Source organism: Delftia sp. WY8 (assembly GCF_018437695.1).
In the GTDB taxonomy this organism is placed as follows: Bacteria; Pseudomonadota; Gammaproteobacteria; order Burkholderiales; family Burkholderiaceae_C; genus Comamonas; species Comamonas tsuruhatensis.
Genome location: NZ_CP049795.1, coordinates 4933454 through 4957082, shown reverse-complemented (window position 1 = coordinate 4957082; position 23629 = coordinate 4933454). Strand labels below are relative to the sequence as shown.

Sequence of the window (23629 nt, the reverse complement as noted above, 5' to 3'; positions counted from 1 at the left end):
CATTGGGATGCGTATCGCTGCTCTGGACGATGATCCGCTGCAACTGGAGATGCTGCGTCAGGTTGCGCTGGAGACGGGCCACAGCTGCCACACCTACCAGACGGGCTCGGCCCTGCAGTTGGAACTGCGCCGCGAGAGCTTCGACCTTCTGATCGTGGACTGGCACCTTCCGGACATGGAAGGAACGGACCTGGTGCGGTGGACGCGCGGACATGTGAGCCGCGAGCTGCCCATCCTCATCATCACCCACCGCAGCGAAGAGGCCGACATCGTCGAAGGCCTGTCCTGCGGCGCAGACGATTTCATGGTCAAGCCCGTGCGCCACGGCGAGCTGCGCGCGCGCATGGCCGCCCTGCTGCGCCGCGCCTATCCGGTGAACACGCAAAGCGTGCTGGAGTTCGGCCCCTTCCGGTTCCTCACCACCACCAACAGCCTGGAAATGAATGGCCAGCCCATCGAGGTGACGCACCGCGAATACACGCTGGCCCTGACGCTGTTCCAGAACCAGGGCCGCCTGCTGTCGCGCGAACACCTGCGCGAAGCCGTGTGGGGCCACAACGCCGAAGTGCAGTCACGCTCGCTGGACACACATATCTCGCGCCTGCGCGCGCTGCTGAACCTGCGCGCCGGTCAGCCCTACGCCATCAGCGCCGTGTACGGCTACGGCTACCGCCTGGACGTGCCTGACGAGGCATTGCAGGCGGCACCTCAAACACCATGAACAGACTTTTGCTCGCCGCCAGCCTGCGCGGGCCCGTCGCGCGGGCCTGCCTGCTGGCAAGCCTGGCCCTGCTGGGCGCTGCCGCCACACAGGCCCAGATCAAACCCGCCGCCAGCGGCGGCGACATGCTCGCCCACCGCGTGGCCACAGGCGACACCCTGGAACAGCTGGCCAGCCGCTACCTGGGCGATGCACGCCAGTGGACCCAGCTGCAGCAGCACAACGGCGTGGCCAACCCGTACCGCCTGCGGCCCGGCTCCGTGCTGGAGATTCCCGTGCGCCTGCTGCGCGCCGCCGTGGCCTCCGTGGAATTCGTGCAGGGCGATGCGCGCAGCACACGCGCGCTCGACCATCTGGCCGACACGCAAAGCGGCTCGGCCGAAGACGCAGGCCAGGTCCTGCGCAGGGGACAGACGTTGCAGGAAGGCGATCGACTGCAGCTTGCGCCGGACGCCTTTGTGGCCGTGCGCCTGGCCGATGGCTCTTTGGTGCGCGTGCAGTCGCAGTCCGATGTCCTGCTGCGCCAGATGCGCCGCAAGGGCCGGGCCGGCAGCCTGCAGTCCGTGATCGACCTGCGAGAAGGCAGCGTGGAGGCCTCGGTCCCCCCCGAGCAGGGCAATGCCCAGCGACGCTTCGAAGTGCGCACGCCTGCGGCATCGACCAGCGTGCGCGGCACGCGTTTCCTGGTGCAGACCGATGCGGCAGGCAGGACAGCGGCCGCCGTCGATGAAGGCACGGTCGCCGTGGGCTCGGACGCCTCTGGCGCACCTTCCGGCGATGCGCTGCTGCACCCCGGCCAGGGCGTGGCCGTGGCGGCAGACGGCCGCGTCGGCCAACCCCGCCCCATGCTGGGTGCGCCCGACATCACCGCCTGGCCCGCCTTGGCGGAAGACGCCAACTGGATCAGCCTGCCCCTGCCGGCCTTGCCCGGCGCCGTGCGTTACCAGCTGCAGCTGTCGCGCGACGCGGACATGACCCAGGTGCTGCGCAGCGCCAGCTTCCAGGCCACGGCCTCACCGCTGCGCCTGGCAGGCGTGGACGATGGCGACTATGTACTGTCCCTGCGCGGCATCGACGCCCAGGGCATTCCGGGTGCAGCCAGCCGGCGCGCCCTGCGCGTCAAGGCCCATCCCGTGCCGCCGCTGTACGAATCACCGCAGGCCGACGCCACCGTGGGCCTGGGCCGCGCCGGCCTGCAGTGCACCAAGGTGGTGGGCGCCGTGCGCTACCGCATCCAGGTCGTTTCTGCCGATGCCCAGGCCGGCTTTGCCGAACCCGCCATCGACGCGCGCGACCTGAACGACTGCACATTGCCCGCAGCCGCGCTGGCCCGGCTGCCGGCCGGCCGCTATCTTTGGCGCGCCGCCAGCATCCGCACGCTGGCCGACGGCAAGCCCGACCAGGGCCCGTTCGCCGCAGCCCAGGCCATGCAGCTGGCGGCCGTGCCGCCCCAGCCCTCGGCCAGCGCGCTGCAGATGGGCGACGGCCCCGCCGAGGGCAGCCGCCAGATCCGCTGGAGTGGCGAGCCCGGCCAGCGCTACCACGTGATGGTGGCGCGCGACCAGGAGTTCACCGCGCCGCTGGTTGACCTCTGGACCGACCAGCCGCAATGGAGCACCGAGGACCTGCCCGCAGGCAGCTACTACCTGCGGCTGCAGATCGAGGACGCCAACGGCCTGCGCAGCGATTTCTCGGCCGCACGCCAGTTCCGCACCGGCAGCTGGATCGTCGATGCCAGCGGCGAGATGATGCAATCGGGCAGCGGAGAGCGCCTGCAGCGCCAGTAACCGCACCCGTTCAATCCTTGACCGCGCTTGTCCACCCTGCCGCCTTCGCCTGACAGTCCCGCCACGCCGGCGCAGCAGGTGCAGCCGGCGCCCGCGCGTGGCCGGGGGCTGCGGCGGGACTGGCTGCTGCTGGCGGCGGGACTGCTGTCCCTGGTGTTCTGGCTCAGCGGTGACGGGCAGCTGGAGCGCATCAACGGACTGGTGCAGGACACGGCCAGCTGGCTGCACCGCCCCAAGGCATCTCAGGACATCGTCATCGTGGCCATCGACGATGCCAGCATCGACGCCATAGGCCGCTGGCCCTGGAGGCGTGCCCTGCACGCGGGCCTGCTGGAGCGCATCAGCCAGGCCCCGCCGCGCGCCATCGGCCTGGACGTGATGCTCAGCGAAGAAGATCTGGACTATCCCGGCGATGACCTGCTGCTGGCGCGCGTCCTGCAGCGCAGCGGCCGCACCGCCTTGCCCGTGGCGCCGGGCACGGATCCGCTGCCGGCCTTTGCACAGGCTGCGGCAGCGCTGGGCCACACCCAGCTGCCCGTGGATTCCGACGGCGCCGTGCGCAGCTTCCATGCCATTGAAGGCAGCGCGCAGCAGCCCTGGTGGCACATGGCGCTGGCCCTGCACTGCGTGGGCCAGCACGGCCGCGCATGCGCCCGCCCCGAACCCGTGCCGCCGCTGGACCCCGGCACACCCGCATGGCAGCGCCGCCAGCGGGAGATCATTGCCTTCGCACAGGCCAGGCCCGAGCAGGGCGCGCGTGACCGCTCGCCCTTCACCACCTATTCGTACATCGACGTGCTGCGCGGCCGCATTCCTGCTGCGGCATTTCGCGGCAAATACGTGCTCATAGGAACGACGGCCGCCGGACTGGGAGCGCAGTTCACCGCACCGCTGGGTGCCAGCGCGCGCCCCATCTCCAGCGTGGAAATGCTGGCCCATGTGCTCAACGGCAGCCTGCAGGGCTCGCACGTACACCGCGCTTCGGCGGGGCTGGACCGTGCGCTCAACACCGCAGCCGTGCTGCTGGCCCTGCTGGCCCTGGCCTGGCTGGGCCCTTCGGGCGGCATGCTGGCCTGCGCGCTGCTGGCCCTGGCCTGCCTGTCGCTGGCCGGGCTGGCACCACGCATCTTGCAGGTGCAGACGGCCCCTGCCGCAGCCCTTCTGGGCCTGGCCCTGGCCTATCCGCTGTGGAGCTGGCTGCGCCTGCGCGCCGCCGCCCGCTTTCTGGCGCTGGAACTGCGAGACCTGCAGGGCCAGGGCCTGCCCACCGCGCTGCGCCTGGGCGGCGACCTGCTGGACCAGCGCATTGCCGCCGTCGAGCAGGCTTCGCGGCAACTGCGCGCCCTGCACCATTTCGTCAGCGAAAGCCTGCGCCAGTTGCCCTCGCCCACCTTTGTCTGCGACCGCCAGGGCCATGTGCTGCTGGCCAATGCCGCGGCCCATGCCTATGCGCGCAGCCTGGATCACGACCTGCGCGCTGGCGACTCCCTTCCCAGGCTGCTCGATGGCCTGCGGGCGCTGGACACGGCGCCCGGCCCGCAAGCCGGCAGCCCACTGCTCACGGCCAGGGCGCTTGCCGCCGGCGGCCTGCCGCTCAGCAGCGAGGGGCGCGACGGCCGCGGCCGCAGCCTGATGCTGCTGGTCCAGGCCTTCGAGGCTCCGCCCACCACGGGCTGGCTGATCACCCTGGTCGATATCAGCGATCTGCGCAGCGCCCAGGCCCAGCGCGACCAGGCCATGCAGTTCATCTCGCACGACATCCGGGCGCCCGTGGCATCCATCATCACCTTGCTGGAGATGCAGCGTGGTTCCGTACAAGCGCCCGACCTGGGCATGCTGCTCCCGCGCATCGAAGGCTATGCCCAGGCCTCCCTGCAGCTGGCCGACGATTTCGTGCACCTGGCTCGTGCCCAGCAGCAGGCGCTGCGCCAGCAGCAGCTGGACCTGGGCCTGGTGCTGGACCAGGCCGTGGAAAGCTGCTGGGCCCAGGCCAGCGCCGCCCATGTGCAGCTGGAATTCAGCCTGCCCGAGCAGGAATGCCCCGTGCTGGGCGACCCGGGCATGCTCCACCGCGCAGCCGTCAACCTGATCGGCAACGCCATCAAGTACGGAGCGCACGGGCAACCGGCAAGCGGCGCCACGGTGCAATGCCTGCTGCTGCAGGACGCCGGCCATTGCCGCATCGCCATCCGGGACCACGGACCCGGCATGGATGCGCAGGCCGTCGCCCGCCTGAGCCAGCCCTTCGAGCGCCTGGACCACCATCAGCACCTGGACGGCGCAGGCCTTGGGCTGGCCTTTGTCCGCACCGTGGCTGCCCGCCATGGCGGGCAGCTGCAGATAGAAAGCGCGCCAGGCCAGGGAAGCACCTTCAGCATCGTGCTGCCGAAGGCGCAGCAAGCCTGACCGGGGGTGTCATCCCGGCGGAGGGCCCGTGAAAACGAAAAAGCCCTGAAGTCTTTCAACTTCAGGGCTTTGCGTTTTTTGGTGCGGCTGGCAGGAATCGAACCCACGACCCCTTGGTTCGTAGCCAAGTACTCTATCCAGCTGAGCTACAGCCGCAACGCTTCGCATTGTAGCAGCGGGTTTTGGAGCTTCCAGGCAAAAGCGCCATATTTCTGCAAAAAACCTGGAAGTCGCATTCAATGGCAGCCATGCCAGCCGGCAGCGTCGCGCCCAGCAAAAAAGCCTGCCGCCCGGAAAGGCGGCAGGCTTTTTCATACCAATGAATGGTAGGGCCTCCCAGAGTCGAACTGGGCACCAACGGATTATGAGTCCGCTGCTCTAACCAAGCATGAGCTAAGGCCCCTGATTCACCAAGGCAGCGCGGATGCACGCCATGGCAAACAGCTATTGTAGATCCTAACCTGCGCGGCTCAGCGCTTGTGGCTCAGCGCGTTGCTGACCAGCTTGGAGGTGATGTCCACGATCTGGATCATGCGGTCGTAGTGCATGCGGGTGGGGCCGATCACGCCCAGCGTGCCCACCACCTTGCCGTCGAGCTCGTAGGGCGCGCTGACCACGGACAGCTCCTCGAAGGGCACGACCTGGCTTTCGCCCCCGATGTAGATGCGCACACCTTCAGCCTGGCTGGAGAAATCCAGCAGCCTGAGGATCTGGGTCTTTTGCTCGAACAGGTCGAAGGCGCGGCGCAGATTGCCCATGTCGCTGGAGAAATCGCTGACCGACAGCAGGTTGCGCTCGCCCGCGATGACCACGTCCTCCTGGGCACTGGTCATGGCCTCCGTGCCCACGTTGACGGCTGCCTGCATGAGGGTGGCCACCTCGCCGCGCAAAAGCTCGACCTCGCCCTTGAGGCGCTCGCGCACCTCTTCCATGGCCAGGCCTGCGTAGTGGCTGTTGAGAAAGTTCGATGCCTCGATCAGCTGAGAGGCCGAGTAATCCACGTCGGTGAAGATGACGCGGTTTTGCACGTCACCGTCGGGCGAGACGATGATGACCAGAAAGCGCCGCTCCGACAGTCGCACGAATTCGATGTGCTTGAACACCGAGGTACGGCGAGGCACCAGCACCACGCCCACGAACTGGGAAAGGCTGGACAGCAGATTGGCGGCGTTGGCTATGACTTTCTGCGGCTGCTCGGGCACGAGCTCGGGCGTCACGATATCTGCACGGTCCGCCGTGAGCATGGTGTCCACGAACAGCCGGTAGCCCCGGGCGGTCGGAATGCGGCCGGCCGAGGTGTGCGGACTGATGATCAACCCCAGGTCTTCGAGGTCAGCCATCACATTGCGTATCGTGGCAGGCGACAATTCAAGCCCCGACGCACGCGACAGGGTCCGCGAGCCCACAGGCTGGCCGTCAGCGATGTAACGCTCGATCAGCGCTTTGAGCAACAACTTGGCACGTTCGTCGAGCATGTGATGATTTTAATGATGTAATTTCCAGAAATGACGTCCACGTTTCGCCACGTTGCCTTGATCGGGAAGTACCACGCTCCCAGCGCAAGCGCCCCGTCCGAGAATGCCAGCAACGCGCTCGAGCGCATTGCGGACTTCCTCAGGCGCCAGGGCTGCGAAGTCGTGCTCGATACCCAATCGGCCCTGCACGCAGGGCTCACAGACTACCCCACCCTCGATGTCGATGGCCTGGGCAGGCATTGCGACCTGGGCCTGGTCGTCGGCGGCGACGGCACCATGCTCGGCGTGAGCCGGCACCTGGCGCAATACGGAACGCCCCTGATCGGGGTGAACCAGGGCCGCCTGGGCTTTGTCACCGACATCGCGCTGGAGGACTTCGAGGCCACGCTCACCCCCATGCTGCAGGGCGAGTACGAAGAAGACCTGCGTCCCCTGATGTGCGCCCGCGTGATCCGCGAGGGCGAATGCGTGTTCGAGGCCCTGGCCATGAACGACGTGGTGGTCAACCGCGGCGGCACCTCCGGCATGGTGGAGTTGCGCATCGAGGTCGGCGGCCGCTTTGTCTCCAACCAGCGCGCCGACGGCCTGATCGTGGCCACGCCCACGGGCTCCACGGCCTATGCCCTGTCCGCTGGCGGGCCGATGATGCATCCGTCCATCCCCGCCTGGGTCATGGCACCCATTGCGCCGCACAACCTGTCCAATCGCCCCATCGTGCTGTCCGATGCCAACGAGGTCACGATCGAAGTCGTGGCCGGGCGCGATGTCAGCGCCAATTTCGACATGCAGTCGCTGGCCTCGCTGCAGCACGGCGACCGCATCCTCGTGAGCCGCGCCCACCACAGCGTGCGCTTTCTGCACCCCAAGGGCTGGAACTACTTCGCCACGCTGCGCAAGAAACTGGGCTGGAACGAGGGAGGCGCCTGACCATGGCGCTCAAGCGCATCGTGCTGCGCGACTTCGTGATCGTGCAGGCCCTGGATCTGGACTGGCATGCGGGCTTCACCGTGCTGACCGGCGAGACCGGCGCCGGCAAATCCATCCTGATCGATGCATTGCAGCTGGCCCTGGGCGCCCGCGCCGACGCCGACGTGGTGCGCGAAGGCTGCCCCCAGGCCGATATCTGCGTGGAGTTCGACGGCTGCGCGCGGCTGCGCCCCTGGCTGGAGGCGGCAGGCCTGGCCTGCGAGGACAACAGCCTGCTGCTGCGGCGCACGGTGGACACCCAGGGCCGCAGCCGCGCCTGGATCAACGGCACGCCGGCCACGGCCACGCAGCTGCGCGCCCTGGGCGAGCAGCTGATCGACATCCACGGCCAGCATGCCTGGCAAAGCCTCACGCGACCCGACGCAGCACGCGCGCTGCTGGACGCCTATGCAGGCATAGACAGCCGCGAGGTCCAGGCCTGCTGGAGCCGCTGGAGCCAGGCACGACAAGCCCTGCAGCATGCGCAATCCGCCCAGGACAGCCTGCAGCGCGAACGCGAACGGCTGCAGTGGCAGATCACCGAACTCGACAAGCTGGCCCCGCAGGCCGACGAGTGGGACGAGCTTAATGCCCAGCACACGCGCCTGTCGCATGCCCAGACCCTGATAGACACCGCCCAGACCACGCTGCAGATGCTGGAGGACGACGAGGCCGGCGTGATCACTCCGCTGGGCCGCGCCAGCCATCTGATACAGAACCAGGAACACCTGGAGCCCGAGTTCCAGAACATCGCCGACGTGCTGGCCTCGTGCACGGCCCAGGTGCAGGATGCGCGCCATTCGCTGCAGGCCTATCTGCGCCGCGCCGACCTGGACCCCGAACGCCTGGCCGAGCTGGATGCACGCCTGTCGCTGTGGATGCAGCTGGCGCGCCGCTACCGCCGCACGCCCGATGAGCTGCCGGCACTGCTGGCCGGCTGGCGCCAGGAGCTGCAGCAGCTGGATGCCGCCGTGGACATAGAGGCCCTGCACGCTGCAGAGCAATCCGCGCAGCAGCACTACCAGGCCAGCGCCCGGGTGCTGTCGCAGCAACGCGCCCTGGCTGCGCCGCGCCTGTCGCGCGCCATCACCCAGGCCATGCAGGGCCTGGGCATGGAAGGCGGCCTGTTCGAGGCCGCCCTGTCCACAGCCGATTCTCCCGGTGCCTTTGGCGTGGACAGCGTGGCCTTCCTGGTCGCCGGCCATCCTGGAGCCAGCCCCAAGCCGATTGCCAAGGTGGCGTCGGGCGGCGAGCTGTCGCGCATTTCGCTGGCCATTGCCGTGACCACCAGCGAGCTGGGCGAGGCCGGCACGCTGATCTTCGACGAGGTGGACTCGGGCGTGGGCGGCGCCGTCGCCGAGACCGTGGGCCGCCTCATGCATGCGCTGGGCCGATCGCGCCAGGTGCTGTCCGTCACCCATCTGCCGCAGGTCGCGGCCTGTGCCGACCACCACTATCTGGTGGCCAAGCAGCGCGCAAGGCAGGGCACGCTCAGCACCGTGCAGCCGCTGGACAGCACCGCGCGCGAGGCAGAGCTGGCCCGCATGCTGGGCGGCGAGCGCCAGTCCGAAACCACGATGGCCCATGCCCGCGAAATGCTGGCCATGGCGCGCCAGGCACCCCCGCCCCGCCCGGCGCCGCGCAGGCCCGGCCGGCAGCGGCCGCAGGCCGACGCGCAGCGTACCCGGCCCAAGCCGGGCCGTGCGGCCAACGGCGCGCGCAACACCAATGGAGGCTGATGCCATGTCGCTTGAGATCGTGCTGATCACCGGGATGTCCGGATCGGGCAAATCCGTCGCCCTGCATGCGCTGGAGGATGCCGGCTACTACTGCGTGGACAACCTGCCTCCCGAGCTACTGTCCGCCTTCGTCGAACTGGAGCACGGCCGCCACAGCAACAAGGTGGCCATCGCCATGGATGCGCGCAGCGCCGGGGGATTGCCCCACCTGCCCGGGCAGCTGGAGCGGCTGCAGCGCCAGGGTGTCGTGCCCCACCTGGTCTTTCTGGACGCCACCACGGGCACCCTGGTGCGGCGCTTCTCCGAAACGCGGCGCCGCCATCCTCTGTCGCAAGGGCCTGTCGCCGAGGGCCGCCGCGCCCTGGTGCAGGACATAGAAACCGAGCGCGAACTGCTGGGCGAATTGCGCGAGAAATCGCATGTCATCGACACCAGCCACCTGCGCTCGTCCCAGCTGCAAAGCTATATCAAGGAGCTGATTGCGGCCCCGGTGGGCCAGATGACCCTGGTCTTCCAGTCCTTCGGCTTCAAGCACGGCCTGCCCTCGGATTCCGACTATGTATTCGATGTGCGCATGCTGCCCAATCCGCACTACGAACCCCAGCTGCGCCCGCTGACCGGCATGGATGCGCCCGTGGCCGAGTTCCTGCGCCAGCAGCCCGGCGTGGACCAGATGCGCCGAGACATCCAGCAGTTCCTGGAGTCCTGGCTGGACATGATGGCCAGCAACCACCGCAGCTATGTCACCGTGGCCATCGGCTGCACGGGGGGACAGCACCGCTCGGTCTTCCTGGTCGAGGAACTGGCGCGGCACTTCGCCCCGCGCTGGCCCACCCTGTGCCGGCACCGCTCGCTGGACAGCCGCCCCACCCCCAAGCCTGCCGACCTGCTTGCGCACGACATCTGAAGCGCCAGGGTCCGCTCCCGGAATACTGCGATGCAAGGCATGCCGATGACGAACGCCCCGCGCGTGTTGCTGGTGGAGGACGATCCCGCCATCGCGCGCACCGTCTGCTATGCGCTGGAGCGTGACGGCATCGCCGTGCGCCACTGCCTGCAGCTGGCCGATGCACGCGCGCAATGGCAGGCGCAGCCGCCCGATGCCCTGCTGCTGGACGTGGGCCTGCCCGATGGCAACGGCCTGGACTGGTGCCGCGAGCTGCGCCAGGCCGGCGCCGCCGTGCCGCTGCTGGTGCTCAGCGCACGCGGCGAGGAAATGGACCGCGTGCTGGGCCTGGAGCTGGGCGCCGACGACTACCTGACCAAACCCTTCAGCCCGCGCGAGCTGGTGGCCCGCACCCGCGCCCTGCTGCGCCGTGCGCAGCGCCTGCAGCCCGCGCCCACAGCCAGCACAGCGCCGCCGGCAGATGCCCTGTTCAGCATCGATACGCAAGGCCAGCGCGTGCGCATGCAGGGCGTGCCCCTGGAGCTGACGCGGCGCGAGTACCAGCTGCTGCGCTGCCTGCTGGAGCGCCCCGGACGCATCCTGAGCCGCGAGTTCCTGCTCGACAGCATCTGGGGCCAGGACAGCGACAGCACGGACCGCACCGTGGACACCCACGTCAAGACCCTGCGCGCCAAGCTGCGTGCCCAGGTGCCGCAGCAGGACTTCATCACCACCCACCGCGGCATGGGCTACAGCCTGACGCTGCCGGGCTGACACGCCGCCGCACGCCATGCGCCTCGGACTGCGGCTGTTCTTCGCCTTTTTCGTCATCAACGGCCTGGCCGCATTCTTCGTGCTGCGCGTCTTCATGGTCGAGGTCAAGCCCAGCGTGCGCAAGGTGACCGAGGACACGCTGGTCGAAACCGCCTACGCCCTGGCCGCGCTGGCCAGCGACGACATGGCCAGCGGCGTGCTGCAGCAAAGCCTTGCGGACAGCCGCTTCGCGCACCACATGCAGGCCTATGCCAACCAGACCGTCAAGGTCTGGATCTGGGACACGCGCAAGACCAGCCTGGACATGCGCGTCACCATCACCGACCAGCAAGGCCTGGTGCTGTTCGACTCGGCCGGCCTGGACCAGGGCGCCGACTACTCGCGCTGGCGCGACGTGCACCGCACGCTGCGCGGCGAATACGGCGCACGCACCACGCGCGAGGTGCAGAACGACGAGGCCAGCAGCGTCATGTATGTGTCGGCACCCATCATGGTGGAAGGCCGCATTGCGGGCGTGCTCACGGCCTCCAAGCCCGCGCACTCGGTGCAGAAGATCGTGGACAGCGCGGAAAGCAAGATGCTGCGCGGCGGCCTGCTGTTCCTCCTGCTGTCGGCCGGCGTGGGCTTTGCCGTGACCTGGTGGCTGGTCATCCATGTGCGGCGCCTGCGCAGCTATGCCCAGCAGGTACAGGCGCCCACGCTCAACGAGGCCGCCTCCCCCACCACCGCCCCGCCCATGCCCGAGGCGCCACGCATGCCCGGCGAGCTGGGCGAACTGGCCCGCGCCATGGAGAACATGCGCAGCCGCCTGGAGGGGCGCGACTACATCGAGGGCTATGTGCGCGCCCTCACGCACGAACTCAAGAGCCCCGTGGCCGCCATCCGTGGCGCAGGCGAGCTGCTGCAGGAAGACCTGCCCGCCGCCGACCGCGAGCTGTTCGCGCGCCAGGTGGTGGACCAGTGCCAGCGCCTGCAGAACCTCGTGGACCAGTTGCTGCGCCTGAGCCAGCTGGAGCAGCGCCGCGCCCTGCACCCGCACACGGCCTGCAGCCTGCAGGCCTGTGCCGAACAGGCCATGGCGCAAGTCCACAGCGCTGCGCACCAGCGCCGCATCCAGCTGGTGCTGCACGGCCAGGACAGCAGCGGCCCCTGGGAGCAGGACCTGGTGGTGCTGGCCCTCAGCAACCTGCTGAGCAACGCCATCGACTTCGCCCCAGAGGGCAGCAGCATCCACGTGGACCTGGAGCCCGGCCGCGTCAGCGTGCGCGACCACGGCCCCGGTGTGCCCGAGGCCCTGCTGGGCCGGCTGGGCGAGCGCTTCTTCACCACCCCCCGCCCCAACGGAGAACGCAGCGGCACGGGACTGGGCCTGTCCATCGTGCTGCGCATCATGCTGCTGCACGGCGGCAGCATGCAGGCCGCCAACGCCCACCCGGGCCTGCGTGTCACGCTGAACTGGCCACAGCGGGCCCCCTGACCTCCAGGGCCTGTTCACTCGGATTTGGCGGCGCGAACCCGACTTCACCTTCACTTCACAGACTTCATTCCGGCCACACAGCCCCCGCCCAGACTGCGTCCACGATCAACGAACGGGATGTGGAATGAAGAACCGACTTCTTGCCAAAGGCGTGGCCCTGCTGGTCATGCTGGGCCTTTTGATGCTGGGCCTGGGCCTGGTACATGACGTGGTGCGCGACCGCATACGCAACCGCGACAACGCCGTGCAGGGCGTGGTCGCCAGCCTGGCCGGACGCCAGACGCTGATGGGACCGGTGCTGGTGCAAAACTGCACCGAGACCACCGGCATAGAAAAGGGCAGCAAGACGGAATGGACCACGCGCCAGTTCCAGCGCATGCTGCTGCCCGACCAACTGCGCCATGAGGCAACGGCACGCATGGAAGAGCGCTCGCGCGGCCTGCACCAGGTCAGCACCTACGCCATGCAGGACAGCATCAGCGCCAGCTTCACCCATGCCGCGCAGTACCTGGAAAAGCCGTCCATCGAAGCGACAGCCAACCAGGCCGTGCGCTGCGGCGCACTGCGCGTGGCGCTGTCGCTGACCGATCCGCGCGGTATACGCTCGGCCACCATCGAGGCCGGCGGCAAGAGCCTGGACGTGGGACCCGGTACCTCGCTGGAACGCTACTCGCAAGGCCTGCAGGCGGAGCTGGCGCCTGCCCTGCTCAAGAAGGACGAGCCCCTTGAGCTGAAGATTGCCCTGGAACTGGTGGGCACCGAAAAGCTGGCCTTCGTGCCGCTGGGCAGCCACAGCCAGGTCCAGCTGTCGGCCGATTGGCCCCACCCCTCGTTCGGCGGCAGCTTCCTGCCCAACCGGCGTGAAGTCAGCGACAAGGGATTCAACGCCAGCTGGAATCTCTCGGCACTGGCCTCTTCCGCGCGCCAGGCCTTCACCGACCAGCAGCCGCTGTGCCAGCCAGGCCGCCGCGACATGGAGGAATACGCCGCCACGGCGCACGCGCCCAGCAGCGGCCCCTGCCTGGAGTCGCTGGACACAGACTTCGTGGATCCCATCAACGCCTACTCGCTGAGCGACCGGGCCACCAAGTACGGCCTGCTCTTCGTGGTGCTGACCTTTGTGGCCGTCGGCCTGTTCGAGGTGCTCAAGCAATTGCGCGTGCACCCCATCCAGTACCTGCTGGTGGGATCGGCGCTGTGCAGCTTCTTCCTGCTGCTGATCAGCCTGTCGGAGCACATGGGATTTGCCAGCGCCTACGGCATTGCTGCCTCGGCCTGCGTGCTGCTGCTGGCCTACTACGCGAGCCACATCCTGGGCAGCCTGCAGCGCGGCCTGCCGTTTGCTGCGGGAATCGCCTCGCTCTACGGCCTGCTGTATGTGCTGCTGCAGCTGGAGCAAAGCGCGCTCATCGTGGGCTCCATCGCGCTGTTCGCCGTGCTGGCCCTGATCATGGTCTGCACACGGCATGTGGACTGGTATGCCTTTGGCCGGCAGGATGGCGACCGCGGCGATGCAGACGCAGGCACCCGCCCAACCGTGGGAGCGCTGCAGCCATGAACGTCCTCACCGACACCCCTGGCACGGCCGATGTGCCCGGCGTGCGCAGCCCGCTCGATCAGGCGCTGGAACGCCAGCGCTGCGAGCAGGCCTGGCACCAGGCGGTGCAAAGGGGCGACCGCCAGGCCCTGTTCAGCCTGCGTCTGCACATTGCCGAGGCCGCCGCACGCGCACGGCGCAAGCCGGGCGCACGTGAACAATGGCTGGCGTGGATGCTGCTGCGCTGCGCCCTGCTCCTGCCGCGCCGCACGTTCTAGGAAGACGCGGCGGCCTTGGGCTTCAGCCCGCAAACTGCGCATCCAGCAGCTTGCGCACCGGGGCCGGCAGGCCCATGTCGGCCCAGGCCCTGGCATCGGCCCAGCAGCCCTGGCCGTCTGCCATGGCAGCATCCGGGCCGCTGCCATGGACAGACACGCGCACCGGATGCAGATGCAAATCACGGTGGGTGAGCACATGCAGGAAAGCCGGCAGCTCGGTCCAGTCGGCGGATCGTGCGGCGGGCCAGTGCCGTGCGGCGGCCTGCTCCAGCGCCTCGCGTTCATTGAACACGGGAGGCGCATAAAGGCCCGCCCAGATGCCCTGCTGCGGGCGGCGCTCCAGCCAGACGCGGCCTTGCCCGTCCACGGCGATCAGCAGCCACCAGGCCTCGGAACTGCGCTTGAGCTTGCGCGTTCGCACGGGGTAGTTTTCGGGATTGCCGAAGCGGGCCGCCCGGCACTGCTGCTGCAGCGGACAGACCAGGCAGCTGGGCTTGCGCGGCGTGCAGATGGTGGCACCCAGATCCATCAGGCCCTGGGTATAGCGGGGCATGGCCTGCTGCAGGTCCTCGGTGGGGCACAGCTGCTGGGCCAGGTCCCACAGTTCGCGCTCGTTCCTGGCCACGGCCAGATCGGCATCGAAGGCCAGCACGCGCGTGAGCACGCGCCGCACATTGGCATCGAGGATGGGCACACGCTCGGAAAAGCAAAAGGACGCGATGGCGCCCGCCGTGGACCGGCCTATGCCGGGCAGCGTGGCCAGATCCTCGGCCCTGCGTGGAAAGGCACCACCCCACTCCTGGACCACGGCCTGGGCGCAGCGGTGCAGGTTGCGCGCACGGCTGTAGTAGCCCAGGCCGCTCCACAGCGCCAGCACGGCATCCTGCGGCGCGGCCGCGAGGCTGGCGACATCGGGAAAGGCATCAAGAAAGCGCTGGTAGTAGCCCAGCACGGTGCTCACCTGGGTCTGCTGCAGCATGATTTCAGAGAGCCAGACGCGGTAGGGATCGCGCGTCTGCTGCCAGGGCAGGTGATTGCGTCCATGCGACGCCTGCCACTGCACGACGGGCGTGGCAATCGAGGGAAAGGTCAAGATATCAAGCAGTCAGTGAAGTTTCCTGTGCAGCCTTTGCCAGGCCGGGGAAGGCGGGCGTGGGCGACAGGGGTTGCAGCAGTTCCATGGTGGCCTGTCCCAGCTGCAGCTGCAAGGCCGTGAGCTGTTCGTCGGCGGCCTCGATTTCGGCAATGCGCTCGACCAGGCCCGAAGCCGCATTCTGGATGCGGTCCACCGCTTCGATGCGGCGGGCAAAGCTGCGCTTGCGCTCTTTCAATTGGGCATCCAGCTGGGCCGTGGCGGACTTGCTCCACATGTCCACGTCGTTGGCCGCAGACTCGAAGACCGTGCGCAGACGCATGGCAAGGGCCTTGATCAGCCGCTGGGCAAACGCGGGATTGCTGCGCCTGAGCGCGTGGCCCAGGCCCAGGTACTGGGTGTAGCTGGCCTCGATGCGCTGCAGGTCGCCACCGAACTCGGTCAGCTCCAGCTGCGCAGGAGCCTGCAGCGAGAAGCCGAACTCGGCATTGAGTTCCTTGAAGGTCGCGCCCAGCATGGACTGGATCTCGCCGGCCTGCGCCTGGGCCCGCGTCGCCACGGTGCGCAGGCGTTCGAAGGTTTCCGCGTAGACCTTGCGCGCGCCCAGCTTCAGGCCGCGCTGCTCCAGCGCCTCCTTGAGATCGACCAGTTCCTGCTTGAGCGCGCTGGAACCGAGCTGGCGGAAGATGTCGCGCAGCATGCGCATGTGCACCAGGCGCACGGCCTGGATCCTGGCGGCGCTGGCATCGAAATCGCGCTGCTCGCTCTCGATGCGGTTGCGCATGGAGGCAATCACGCTGGCGTTCTTGCCGCGCAGGCTGCGCAGCTCGGCCATCTGGTCGTCCAGGTCGCGGCGGCGGATATTGAGCACGCGCTCCACCTCGACCTGCAACTGCTGCACATTGGCCCTGACAGCCGTCTGCAGCACCTTCTGGCGCTGGCCCATGATGCCCTCGGCCAGCATGTTCTCGAACATGGGCAGCCCGCTGGCCTGCAGCAGCGCCTCGTTGCCGGAGACCTTGGCCACCAGGCCCTTTTGTGCCGACACGGGCAACACCCGCTCCACAGGCAGGCCCAGCATCTGGGCCGATTCCTGGCGCTGGCGCTGCAGCTGGGCCTGCACCTGCGTCGCGGAGCTGAGGCTATCCCACAGCGTATCTATCTTGTTGAGCACCACCAGACGCGAATCGGCCAGTGCCTGCTGGCCCGACGCCGCATCGGGCGGCAGCACATGGTCGCGCCAGATGGCCAGGTCGGACTTGGTCACGCCGGTATCGGCCGCCAGCACGAAGACCACGGCATGGGCCTGGGGGATGAGGTTGACGGTCAGCTCGGGCTCGGCACCCACGGCATTCAGGCCGGGCGTATCCAGAATGACCAGCCCCTGCTTGAGCAGGGGATGGGGCATGTTGATCAGCGCGTGGCGCCACATGGGCACCTCCACCAGGCCCTGCTCATCCACGAAGGGATTGCCGCCCTGGTCATCGTCATGCCAGAAGCCCCAGGTTCGCGCCAGATCCACCGACACCTTGCGCACCTCGGCCACCTTGGCCAGCGTGTCGGCAATCTGCTGGGCATTGTTCACATCCAGCGGCAGCTGCAGCCAGGCCTCGGGCCGGGCGCGCCACTGGCCCAGGCTTTCCAGCGATTCGCGCGTATCGATGGGCAGCAGGCGCAGGCTGGGCTGCAGTTCGGCTTCCCAGCCCAGCTCGGCCGGGCACATGGTGGTGCGACCTGCGCTGGCCGGCATGAGGCGGCGGCCGTAGTGGGCGAAGAAGACTGCGTTGATCAGCTCGGACTTGCCGCGGGAGAACTCGGCCACGAAGGCCACCATGACCTTGTCGCCACGCACCTGGGCTTCCAGCCGCTGCAGCCGCTCCTGCACAGCGACATCCAGCAGCTCCTGGGACTGCAACCATTCGCGCAGCGCATGCAATTGCTGCGCAAAGCCACGGCGCCATGCGCCGTGCTGGTCGAATTGCTCGTTGAATGATGGTCCCACGTGTTTCCCCCGCCATTGCATCGCCAATGCCTGCCGATGCTTAGTGATCGCCTCGACATTGCGCCGCAAGCGTGATGCCTTTTCTCATCAAAATATAGCACCGTCGCCCCGTTTTGCCCGCAGCTGCGCCCCAAGGCCGGCCCCTGGAACGGGGGGATTCAGGGCAAAACATCGTTTATTTACAAATGAAACAATATTTCACCATCAATCCAGCGCGGCTGAGGGGTAATTTTTCAGAAATGTGAGCCTCCCGCACAGACCCGATATGAATCTCGCGCAGATTGGCCTCCACAAGCGTTACGAGACGTTGAGAATTCGCTCCTCTTTTTGAGGCCATCTCACGCTTTCTGACACCGCGCGCAAAAGTAGGTGCTGCGCTGGCCCTGGCGCAGCAGCTGTATGGGCGAGCCGCAATGCGTGCAGGGCTGGCCCTCGCGGCCATACACCTTGGCCTGCAGCTGGAAGTGGCCTGCCATGCCGTCGGGCGCCGAGAAATCACGCAGCGTCGTTCCCCCTTGCTCCACCGCCAGTTCCAGCACGCGGCGAATCTCCTCGAACAGCCGGCGCACCTTGCGCGGCCCCACCTCGCAGGCCGGCTGCGTGGGCGCAATGCGTGCCATGAACAGCACTTCGGACGCATAGATATTGCCCACGCCCACCACCACGCTGCCGCTCAACAGCAATTGCTTGATGGGCGTACGGCTGGCCTTCAGACCGGCCTTGAAGGTCTCGAACAGGAAGCTGTCATCCAGCGGCTCCATTCCCAGATGGTCCAGCAGCCTGCGCGCCCAGGGATCGTTCTCGGCCGGCACATACATCACCGCACCGAACCGGCGCGGATCGTGCAGGCGCAGCTGGCCCTTGCTGGTGTGCAGATCGAAATGGTCATGTGCGCCCGCCGGACCCAGCGGCAACTCGTGCGGCGCCACGAAACGCAGGCTGCCCGACATGCCCAGATGCAGCATGAGCAGGCCTTCGCTCAGTTGCATCAGCAGGTACTTGCCGCGCCGGCGCACGCTGTGCACCTCGCGCCCGGTCAGAAGCTCGGGGGCAATGCCCAGAGGCCAGCGCAATGGCTTGCCCAGCGCCACGGATTCAATGCGCGCTCCGGCGATCTGCGAGGCGAACGCACGCCGCGTGACTTCTACTTCTGGCAATTCGGGCATGCGATCCGGGTTGTACTGAGGTTGTGCGAAATGCGGGCCGAGGCTTCGATTATTATGATTCGATGGATCATCGCCTTCGCCTTCAGGGACTCGCCGTGGCAGCAGCCCTGGCCATGGGTTCCGCCACTGCCTGGGCACTGCCTGGCAAGACCGCAGCCACCATCGAGACGGAATCCCCGGAACCTCCATCGTCCGCCGCCGCGTCTGCCGAAGAGGAGCGCGCAGCGCTCAACGCCGAACTGTTCTACGAGATCCTGGTCGGCGAAATCGCTGCCAGCGAAGGCGCGCTGGGCGATGCCCAGGCCATGATGATGGAGGCTGCGCGCACCAGCGGCAGCGAGCAGCTGTACCGCCGTGGCACGGAACTGGCGCTGCAGTCGCGCTCCGGTGAGCGCGCACTGGCCAATGCCCGCGCCTGGCTGGACGCCTTTCCCCAGTCACGCGATGCCAACCGCTTCGTGCTCCAGATCCTGGTGGCGCTGAACCGCATCGCCGATACCGGCAGCTATCTCAAGCGCGAGATCGAGGCCACGCCCGCTCCGTCCAAGCCTGCCACCTATCTGGGCATCACCCAGCTCTACAACAACGCCAGCGACAAGGCCCTTGCTGCCGATGTGGTCGAGCAGGCTATGGCCGGCGAAACCGACAATCCGGCCAGCGGCCCGCTGGCCTGGGCCACCATCGGCCACATGCGCCTGGGCGCCGGGCAAAAGGCCGCAGCCATGCAGGCCGTGCAAAAGGCCCAGGCGCTGACGCCCGACACAGGCCCCGTGGCCCTGCTGTCCATGGAGCTGCTGGAAGCCGGCATGCCGGAGGCGGAACCCATCGTCAAGCGCTACCTGGCCAAGAACCCGTCAGCCCAGATGCGCATGGCCTATGCCCGCGTGCTGCTGGGTCAGCAGCGCCTGGACGAGGCCCGGCAGCAACTGGTCTCCATCACCATGGATTCGCCCGACTACGCCGAAGCCTGGGCCACGCTGGCCGCCCTGCAGCTGCAAACGAACGATGTGGGTGCGGCTCAGGCATCCACCGAGCGCTTCGGCAAGCTCGTGCCGCAGATTCCTGCCGGCGTGGCGCGCAGCGCTGGCCAGTCCCAGTACTACCTGCTGCAATCACAGATCGCTGAAAAGCAAGGCAGGTTCGACGAGGCCGATGCCCTGCTGCGCCGCATCGACGATGCCCCCAACCTGCTGAGCGTGCAGGCGCGCCGAGCGAGCCTGCTTGCACGCCAGGGCAAGCTCAAGGAAGCGCGCGCCCTGATCGAAGCCGTGCCTGCCAGCGGCCCCAGTCAGCAACGGCTCAAGCGTCTGGCCGAAGTGCAGCTGTTGCGCGACGCCAATCAGAATGCCCAGGCCTATGCGCTGCAGGCCGAGCTGCAAAAACAGGACCCCGAAGACGCCGAACTGGCCTACGACACGGCCCTGCTCGCGGAGCGCATCGGCAAGCATGACGAAATGGAGCGGCTGCTGCGCGGCATCATCGCGCGTCGGCCCGACTTCCAGCATGCCTACAACGCGCTGGGCTACTCCTTCGCCGAGCGCGGCATCCATCTGGACGAAGCAGAAAAGCTCGTGGGCAAGGCGCTGGAGATGTCGCCAGGCGACCCCTTCATCACCGACAGCCTGGCCTGGGTGAAATTCCGCCAAGGCAACCTGGACGAAGCGCTCAAGCTGCTTGAAAGCGCCTACGCCTCCCGCCCCGACGTGGAGATCGCGGCGCACCTGGGCGAGGTGCTCTGGGTCAAGGGCGATCGCGAACGCGCGCAGAAGATCTGGCGCCAGGGCCTGGCCTCCAGCCCCGACAACACCACGCTGCGCGACACCCTGCGCCGCCTGGGCGTCTCGCTTTGAGCCGCCGCGCCGTGCCCCACCCCGTGCCCCATCGTTTGCGCCCCATGCTCATCCGCCGGCAGCTGTGCGCCACGGCTGCTGCCACGGCGCTGCTGACTCTGGCCGGCTGCGCCCTGCCACCCCGCCAGCTCCAGGCCGATGCAGCAGCACCGGCCGCCGCCGGGCACTGGTCGGGCCGACTGGCGCTGCAGGTGGAAGATGCGCAGAACCAATCCTTCAGCGCAGGCTTCGAGCTGCTGGGCACCCCCCAGCGCGGCGAGTTGCTGCTGTTCACCCCCCTGGGATCGACGCTGGCGCGCCTGCTCTGGGCGCCAGGACAGGCCAGCCTGCAGCAAGGCGAGGACCGCAAGACCTCGGACTCGCTGCCCACGCTGGTGCAAGAGCTGACGGGCAGCGACCTGCCCATCGCTGCCCTGTTCGACTGGCTGCGGGGCCGGGCCACCGCAGCCGCAGGCTGGCAGGTCGATCTCTCCCGCATGGAGCAGGGCCGGCTGTCCGCCCGGCGCCATGACCCGCAGCCGCCGGCAGCGCTGCGCATCGTGCTCGACACACCCTGATTTGCGCCGGGCGCGCCCTCTGCCCCCATCCCGCCGCACCCGCCTCCATCCCTCTCATCCTCTCCAGCCCATGCGCTCGCTCCACGACGTGCCGGCTCCGGCCAAGCTCAACCTGTTCCTCCATATCACCGGCCGCCGAGACGATGGCTACCACCTGCTGCAATCGGTCTTCATGCTGCTGGACTGGCACGACACGCTGCACTTCGACAAGCGCGGCGACGGCAACGTCAGCCGCGAGGACCTCTCGGGCATGGCCCTTCCTGCCGACGACCTCATCATGCGGGCCGCACGCGCGCTGCAACAGGCCACCGGCTGCAGCCAGGGCGTGCACATAGGCGTGGAAAAGCGCCTGCCGGCACAGGCCGGGATGGGCGGAGGATCGTCGGATGCGGCATCCACCCTCATGGCGCTGAACCGCCTGTGGCAACTGAACCTGACCCGGCGCGAACTGCAGCGCATTGGACTGGGCCTGGGCGCAGATGTGCCCTTCTTTCTGTGCGGCAGCTCCGCCTGGGTGGAGGGCATAGGCGAGCACATCACGCCGCTGGAGCACAGCCATGCCCTGCCGCCCCAGCGGTTCGTGGTGGTCAAGCCCGAGGCGGGACTGGAAACCCTGTCCATCTTCCGCGCCCCCGACCTCAAGCGCGATCATGCCCATGCTACAATCGCTGACTTTGCTGCAGATCACTATGGCTTTGGCCAGAACGACTTGCAGCCCGTCGCCGAAAGGCTGCAGCCTGAAGTGAAAAAAGCCATTGATTGGCTCAAGTCCTTCAAACTGCGTGCTAGAATGACGGGCTCGGGAAGTGCAGTATTTGCACCACTGACGCAAACAATCGACTTCGAGAATGCCCCAGGCATCTGGAATGTCAGAGTTTGCAGGAATCTGCAGGCCCATCCCCTCAAGGATTGGCTCAAAGATGAGAGTTTATAGGCTGTCTGCCTGCGGCAGAGGGCCTGTGTAGGGGAGTCGCCAAGTTGGTAAAGGCACCGGATTTTGATTCCGGCATGCGAGGGTTCGAGTCCTTCCTCCCCTGCCAAACGTCTTTCGCGTCAAGGCAAACCCATCGTACTGGGGCGCTCAATGCATTCACATCATCCTGACATCATGGTCTTCACCGGCAATGCCAATCCTGGCATGGCCGCTGAAATCGTTCAGCACCTCGGCACCACGCTGGGTGCAGCCGACGTGGGTCGCTTCTCCGATGGAGAAGTCGCCGTCGAGATCAAGCAGAACGTGCGTACGCGCGACGTCTTCGTCGTGCAATCGACCTGCGCACCGACCAACGACAACCTGATGGAACTGCTGGTCATGGTGGACGCCCTCAAGCGTGCATCGGCCGAGCGCATCTGCGCGGTGATTCCCTACTTCGGCTACGCCCGCCAGGACCGCCGCCCGCGCTCCACCCGCGTGCCGATCACGGCCAAGGTCGTGGCCAACATGCTGCAGGCCGTGGGTGTCGAGCGCGTGCTGACCATGGACTTGCACGCAGACCAGATCCAGGGTTTCTTCGACATCCCCGTGGACAACATCTATGCCACGCCGGTGCTGCTGGGCGATCTGCGCCAGAAGAACTACGAAGACCTGATCGTTGTCTCGCCCGACGTGGGTGGCGTGGTCCGTGCCCGTGCGCTGGCCAAGCAGCTGGGCTGCGACCTGGCCATCATCGACAAGCGCCGCCCCAAGGCCAACGTCTCCGAAGTCATGCACGTGATCGGCGACATCGACGGCCGCAACTGCGTGATCATGGATGACATGATCGACACCGCCGGCACCCTGGTGAAGGCAGCCGAAGTGCTCAAGCAGCGTGGTGCCAAGAGCGTCTACGCCTATTGCACGCACCCGATCTTCTCGGGTCCGGCCATCGAGCGCATCGGCAACGGCAGTGCACTGGACGAGGTCGTGGTGACCAACACCATTCCTCTGAGCGCCGAAGCCCAGGCTTGCGGCAAGATCCGCCAACTGTCCGTGGCCCCCCTGATTGCCCAGACAATCCAGCGGATTTCCACCGGCGATTCGGTGCTGAGCCTGTTCTCCGAATAAAATATCGGCCCCTGTGGTCTGAACCAGCAAACCTCCTTCGGGAGGTTTGCGCGTTCCGGGATGGTTTCAGGACCATCCCGGGACACCGCAAGAGCAGCCTGTTCCGCACGGGGCAGGCGTTCTTTTATCAACGGATGAGGCTGGTCGCGGTCCATCCATCTAGGAGTTAGTTATGCAATTCGTCGCTTTTGAGCGCGCCAAGCAAGGTACGGGTGCGAGCCGCCGTCTGCGCAATTCGGGCAAGGCCCCTGGCATCGTCTACGGCGGTGCTGCCGAAGCCCAACTGATCGAGATCGATCACAACGCCCTGTGGCACGCCCTGAAGAAGGAAGTGTTCCATTCCAGCGTTCTGGACATGGAAGTCAACGGCCAGACCTCCAAGGTCGTGCTGCGCGACGTGCAATTCCACCCCTACAAGCAGCTGATCCTGCACGTGGACTTCCAGCGCGTTGACGACAAGACCAAGGTTCACCTGAAGGTGCCGCTGCACTTCGAGGGCATGGAACAGTCCCAGGCCGTCAAGGTCGAGAACTGCACCATCACTCCCCTGATCCATGAACTGGACGTGGTGTGCATGCCCGCTCAACTGCCCGAGTTCATCAAGGTGGACCTGAGCGGCCTGACCTCCAAGTCGACCCTGGGCCTGCAGAACGTCAAGCTGCCCAACGGCGTGAAGGCTGTGGTGCGCGGCTCCAACAAGAACCCGGCCCTGATCTCCATCAAGCTGCCCGAAGTGGCTCCTGATGCATCCGCAGCTCCCGCAGCGGCCCCGGCCGCTCCGGCAAAGAAGGGCAAGAAGTAATTCTTGGCTTTCCCTTGCGGCGGCTGCGGCTGCCGCAACCTGCAAAAGGCCCACCTCGCGTGGGCCTTT

At 67.3% G+C, this 23629-nt stretch carries 19 protein-coding genes and 3 tRNA genes; 16 read left to right on the top strand and 6 right to left on the bottom strand.

All coding sequences use genetic code 11. The features are described 5' to 3' along the window. Positions 1-7 precede the first annotated feature (7 nt). From G4D77_RS22805 to G4D77_RS22795, 3 genes are read left to right on the top strand one after another with little or no spacing between them, the layout of a single operon-like run. Positions 8-721, top strand: a complete 714-nt coding sequence (locus tag G4D77_RS22805; protein WP_016445714.1) for a response regulator transcription factor — start codon at positions 8-10, stop codon at positions 719-721. Next, on the top strand, positions 718-2508 hold the full coding sequence (locus G4D77_RS22800; protein WP_154833638.1) for a FecR family protein: 1791 nt from the start codon (positions 718-720) through the stop codon (positions 2506-2508). Before G4D77_RS22805 ends, G4D77_RS22800 begins: the two co-directional genes overlap by 4 nt. Positions 2509-2535: 27 nt before the next feature. Further along, complete coding sequence (locus G4D77_RS22795; protein WP_213757741.1) at positions 2536-4914, top strand: CHASE2 domain-containing protein; 2379 nt, start codon at positions 2536-2538, stop codon at positions 4912-4914. Positions 4915-4993: 79 nt separating this feature from the next. Here the strand turns inward: G4D77_RS22795 and G4D77_RS22790 are convergent. From G4D77_RS22790 to hrcA, 3 genes are all read right to left on the bottom strand, one after another. After that, positions 4994-5070, bottom strand: a tRNA-Arg gene (locus G4D77_RS22790). A gap of 168 nt (positions 5071-5238) precedes the next feature. Next, positions 5239-5317 (bottom strand) — tRNA-Ile (locus tag G4D77_RS22785). Positions 5318-5384: 67 nt separating this feature from the next. Then, complete coding sequence (hrcA, locus tag G4D77_RS22780) at positions 5385-6389, bottom strand: heat-inducible transcriptional repressor HrcA (protein ID WP_016445711.1); 1005 nt, start codon at positions 6387-6389, stop codon at positions 5385-5387. Between the two features lie 30 nt (positions 6390-6419). Between hrcA and G4D77_RS22775 the strand changes: the two genes are divergently transcribed. From G4D77_RS22775 to G4D77_RS22745, 7 genes are all read left to right on the top strand, one after another. Then, positions 6420-7316 (top strand): NAD kinase, encoded by an 897-nt coding sequence (locus G4D77_RS22775; RefSeq protein WP_016451050.1) that lies wholly within the window; start codon positions 6420-6422, stop codon positions 7314-7316. Positions 7317-7318: 2 nt separating this feature from the next. After that, positions 7319-9094: a DNA repair protein RecN gene (gene recN / locus G4D77_RS22770; RefSeq protein ID WP_046986090.1), complete on the top strand. Its 1776-nt coding sequence runs from the start codon at positions 7319-7321 to the stop codon at positions 9092-9094. 4 nt (positions 9095-9098) lie between these two features. Then, positions 9099-10001 carry an RNase adapter RapZ gene (rapZ, locus tag G4D77_RS22765; RefSeq protein WP_016445709.1) on the top strand — a complete coding sequence of 301 codons (903 nt, stop codon included), beginning with the start codon at positions 9099-9101 and terminating at the stop codon, positions 9999-10001. A gap of 30 nt (positions 10002-10031) precedes the next feature. Further along, a complete protein-coding gene (gene creB, locus G4D77_RS22760) occupies positions 10032-10754 on the top strand; it encodes a two-component system response regulator CreB (protein ID WP_016445708.1) in 723 nt (240 codons plus the stop codon). Between the two features lie 16 nt (positions 10755-10770). Next, complete coding sequence (gene creC / locus G4D77_RS22755) at positions 10771-12231, top strand: two-component system sensor histidine kinase CreC (RefSeq protein WP_154833635.1); 1461 nt, start codon at positions 10771-10773, stop codon at positions 12229-12231. Positions 12232-12355: 124 nt separating this feature from the next. After that, positions 12356-13789: a cell envelope integrity protein CreD gene (gene creD, locus G4D77_RS22750; protein WP_016445706.1), complete on the top strand. Its 1434-nt coding sequence runs from the start codon at positions 12356-12358 to the stop codon at positions 13787-13789. Further along, on the top strand, positions 13786-14046 hold the full coding sequence (locus G4D77_RS22745; RefSeq protein WP_016445705.1) for a hypothetical protein: 261 nt from the start codon (positions 13786-13788) through the stop codon (positions 14044-14046). Before creD ends, G4D77_RS22745 begins: the two co-directional genes overlap by 4 nt. Positions 14047-14068: 22 nt before the next feature. On the opposite strand, the gene mutY is transcribed toward G4D77_RS22745, so the two are convergent. From mutY to mutM, 3 genes are all read right to left on the bottom strand, one after another. Continuing rightward, complete coding sequence (mutY, locus tag G4D77_RS22740; protein ID WP_154833634.1) at positions 14069-15139, bottom strand: A/G-specific adenine glycosylase; 1071 nt, start codon at positions 15137-15139, stop codon at positions 14069-14071. Between the two features lie 4 nt (positions 15140-15143). After that, positions 15144-17141 carry a dynamin family protein gene (locus G4D77_RS22735; protein WP_017405122.1) on the bottom strand — a complete coding sequence of 666 codons (1998 nt, stop codon included), beginning with the start codon at positions 17139-17141 and terminating at the stop codon, positions 15144-15146. A 338-nt stretch (positions 17142-17479) separates the two neighbouring features. Continuing rightward, the gene (gene mutM / locus G4D77_RS22730) at positions 17480-18307 is read right to left on the bottom strand and encodes a bifunctional DNA-formamidopyrimidine glycosylase/DNA-(apurinic or apyrimidinic site) lyase (RefSeq protein ID WP_016445702.1); all 828 of its coding nucleotides are present in this window, start codon (positions 18305-18307) and stop codon (positions 17480-17482) included. A 62-nt stretch (positions 18308-18369) separates the two neighbouring features. Between mutM and G4D77_RS22725 the strand changes: the two genes are divergently transcribed. From G4D77_RS22725 to G4D77_RS22700, 6 genes are all read left to right on the top strand, one after another. After that, the gene (locus G4D77_RS22725) at positions 18370-20157 is read left to right on the top strand and encodes a tetratricopeptide repeat protein (RefSeq protein WP_026062311.1); all 1788 of its coding nucleotides are present in this window, start codon (positions 18370-18372) and stop codon (positions 20155-20157) included. A gap of 44 nt (positions 20158-20201) precedes the next feature. Further along, a complete protein-coding gene (locus G4D77_RS22720; RefSeq protein ID WP_046240494.1) occupies positions 20202-20714 on the top strand; it encodes an outer membrane lipoprotein LolB in 513 nt (170 codons plus the stop codon). A 70-nt stretch (positions 20715-20784) separates the two neighbouring features. Then, complete coding sequence (gene ispE / locus G4D77_RS22715; protein WP_017405119.1) at positions 20785-21648, top strand: 4-(cytidine 5'-diphospho)-2-C-methyl-D-erythritol kinase; 864 nt, start codon at positions 20785-20787, stop codon at positions 21646-21648. A gap of 29 nt (positions 21649-21677) precedes the next feature. Beyond that, positions 21678-21754 (top strand) — tRNA-Gln (locus G4D77_RS22710). A gap of 44 nt (positions 21755-21798) precedes the next feature. Then, the gene (locus tag G4D77_RS22705; RefSeq protein WP_026063011.1) at positions 21799-22758 is read left to right on the top strand and encodes a ribose-phosphate pyrophosphokinase; all 960 of its coding nucleotides are present in this window, start codon (positions 21799-21801) and stop codon (positions 22756-22758) included. 172 nt (positions 22759-22930) lie between these two features. Then, positions 22931-23560 carry a 50S ribosomal protein L25/general stress protein Ctc gene (locus G4D77_RS22700; protein WP_016445697.1) on the top strand — a complete coding sequence of 210 codons (630 nt, stop codon included), beginning with the start codon at positions 22931-22933 and terminating at the stop codon, positions 23558-23560. Positions 23561-23629 lie beyond the last annotated feature (69 nt).

What these genes read in the sequence shown, in the direction of transcription:
- G4D77_RS22805 (WP_016445714.1), top strand. Translation starts at nt 8, where the DNA reads ATGCGTATCGCTGCTCTGGACGATGATCCGCTGCAACTGGAGATGCTG.
- G4D77_RS22800 (WP_154833638.1), top strand. Translation starts at nt 718, where the DNA reads ATGAACAGACTTTTGCTCGCCGCCAGCCTGCGCGGGCCCGTCGCGCGG.
- hrcA (WP_016445711.1), bottom strand. Translation starts at nt 6,389, where the DNA reads ATGCTCGACGAACGTGCCAAGTTGTTGCTCAAAGCGCTGATCGAGCGT.
- G4D77_RS22775 (WP_016451050.1), top strand. Translation starts at nt 6,420, where the DNA reads ATGACGTCCACGTTTCGCCACGTTGCCTTGATCGGGAAGTACCACGCT.
- recN (WP_046986090.1), top strand. Translation starts at nt 7,319, where the DNA reads ATGGCGCTCAAGCGCATCGTGCTGCGCGACTTCGTGATCGTGCAGGCC.
- rapZ (WP_016445709.1), top strand. Translation starts at nt 9,099, where the DNA reads ATGTCGCTTGAGATCGTGCTGATCACCGGGATGTCCGGATCGGGCAAA.
- creB (WP_016445708.1), top strand. Translation starts at nt 10,032, where the DNA reads ATGCAAGGCATGCCGATGACGAACGCCCCGCGCGTGTTGCTGGTGGAG.
- creC (WP_154833635.1), top strand. Translation starts at nt 10,771, where the DNA reads ATGCGCCTCGGACTGCGGCTGTTCTTCGCCTTTTTCGTCATCAACGGC.
- creD (WP_016445706.1), top strand. Translation starts at nt 12,356, where the DNA reads ATGAAGAACCGACTTCTTGCCAAAGGCGTGGCCCTGCTGGTCATGCTG.
- G4D77_RS22745 (WP_016445705.1), top strand. Translation starts at nt 13,786, where the DNA reads ATGAACGTCCTCACCGACACCCCTGGCACGGCCGATGTGCCCGGCGTG.
- mutM (WP_016445702.1), bottom strand. Translation starts at nt 18,307, where the DNA reads ATGCCCGAATTGCCAGAAGTAGAAGTCACGCGGCGTGCGTTCGCCTCG.
- G4D77_RS22725 (WP_026062311.1), top strand. Translation starts at nt 18,370, where the DNA reads ATGGATCATCGCCTTCGCCTTCAGGGACTCGCCGTGGCAGCAGCCCTG.
- G4D77_RS22720 (WP_046240494.1), top strand. Translation starts at nt 20,202, where the DNA reads ATGCTCATCCGCCGGCAGCTGTGCGCCACGGCTGCTGCCACGGCGCTG.
- ispE (WP_017405119.1), top strand. Translation starts at nt 20,785, where the DNA reads ATGCGCTCGCTCCACGACGTGCCGGCTCCGGCCAAGCTCAACCTGTTC.
- G4D77_RS22705 (WP_026063011.1), top strand. Translation starts at nt 21,799, where the DNA reads ATGCATTCACATCATCCTGACATCATGGTCTTCACCGGCAATGCCAAT.
- G4D77_RS22700 (WP_016445697.1), top strand. Translation starts at nt 22,931, where the DNA reads ATGCAATTCGTCGCTTTTGAGCGCGCCAAGCAAGGTACGGGTGCGAGC.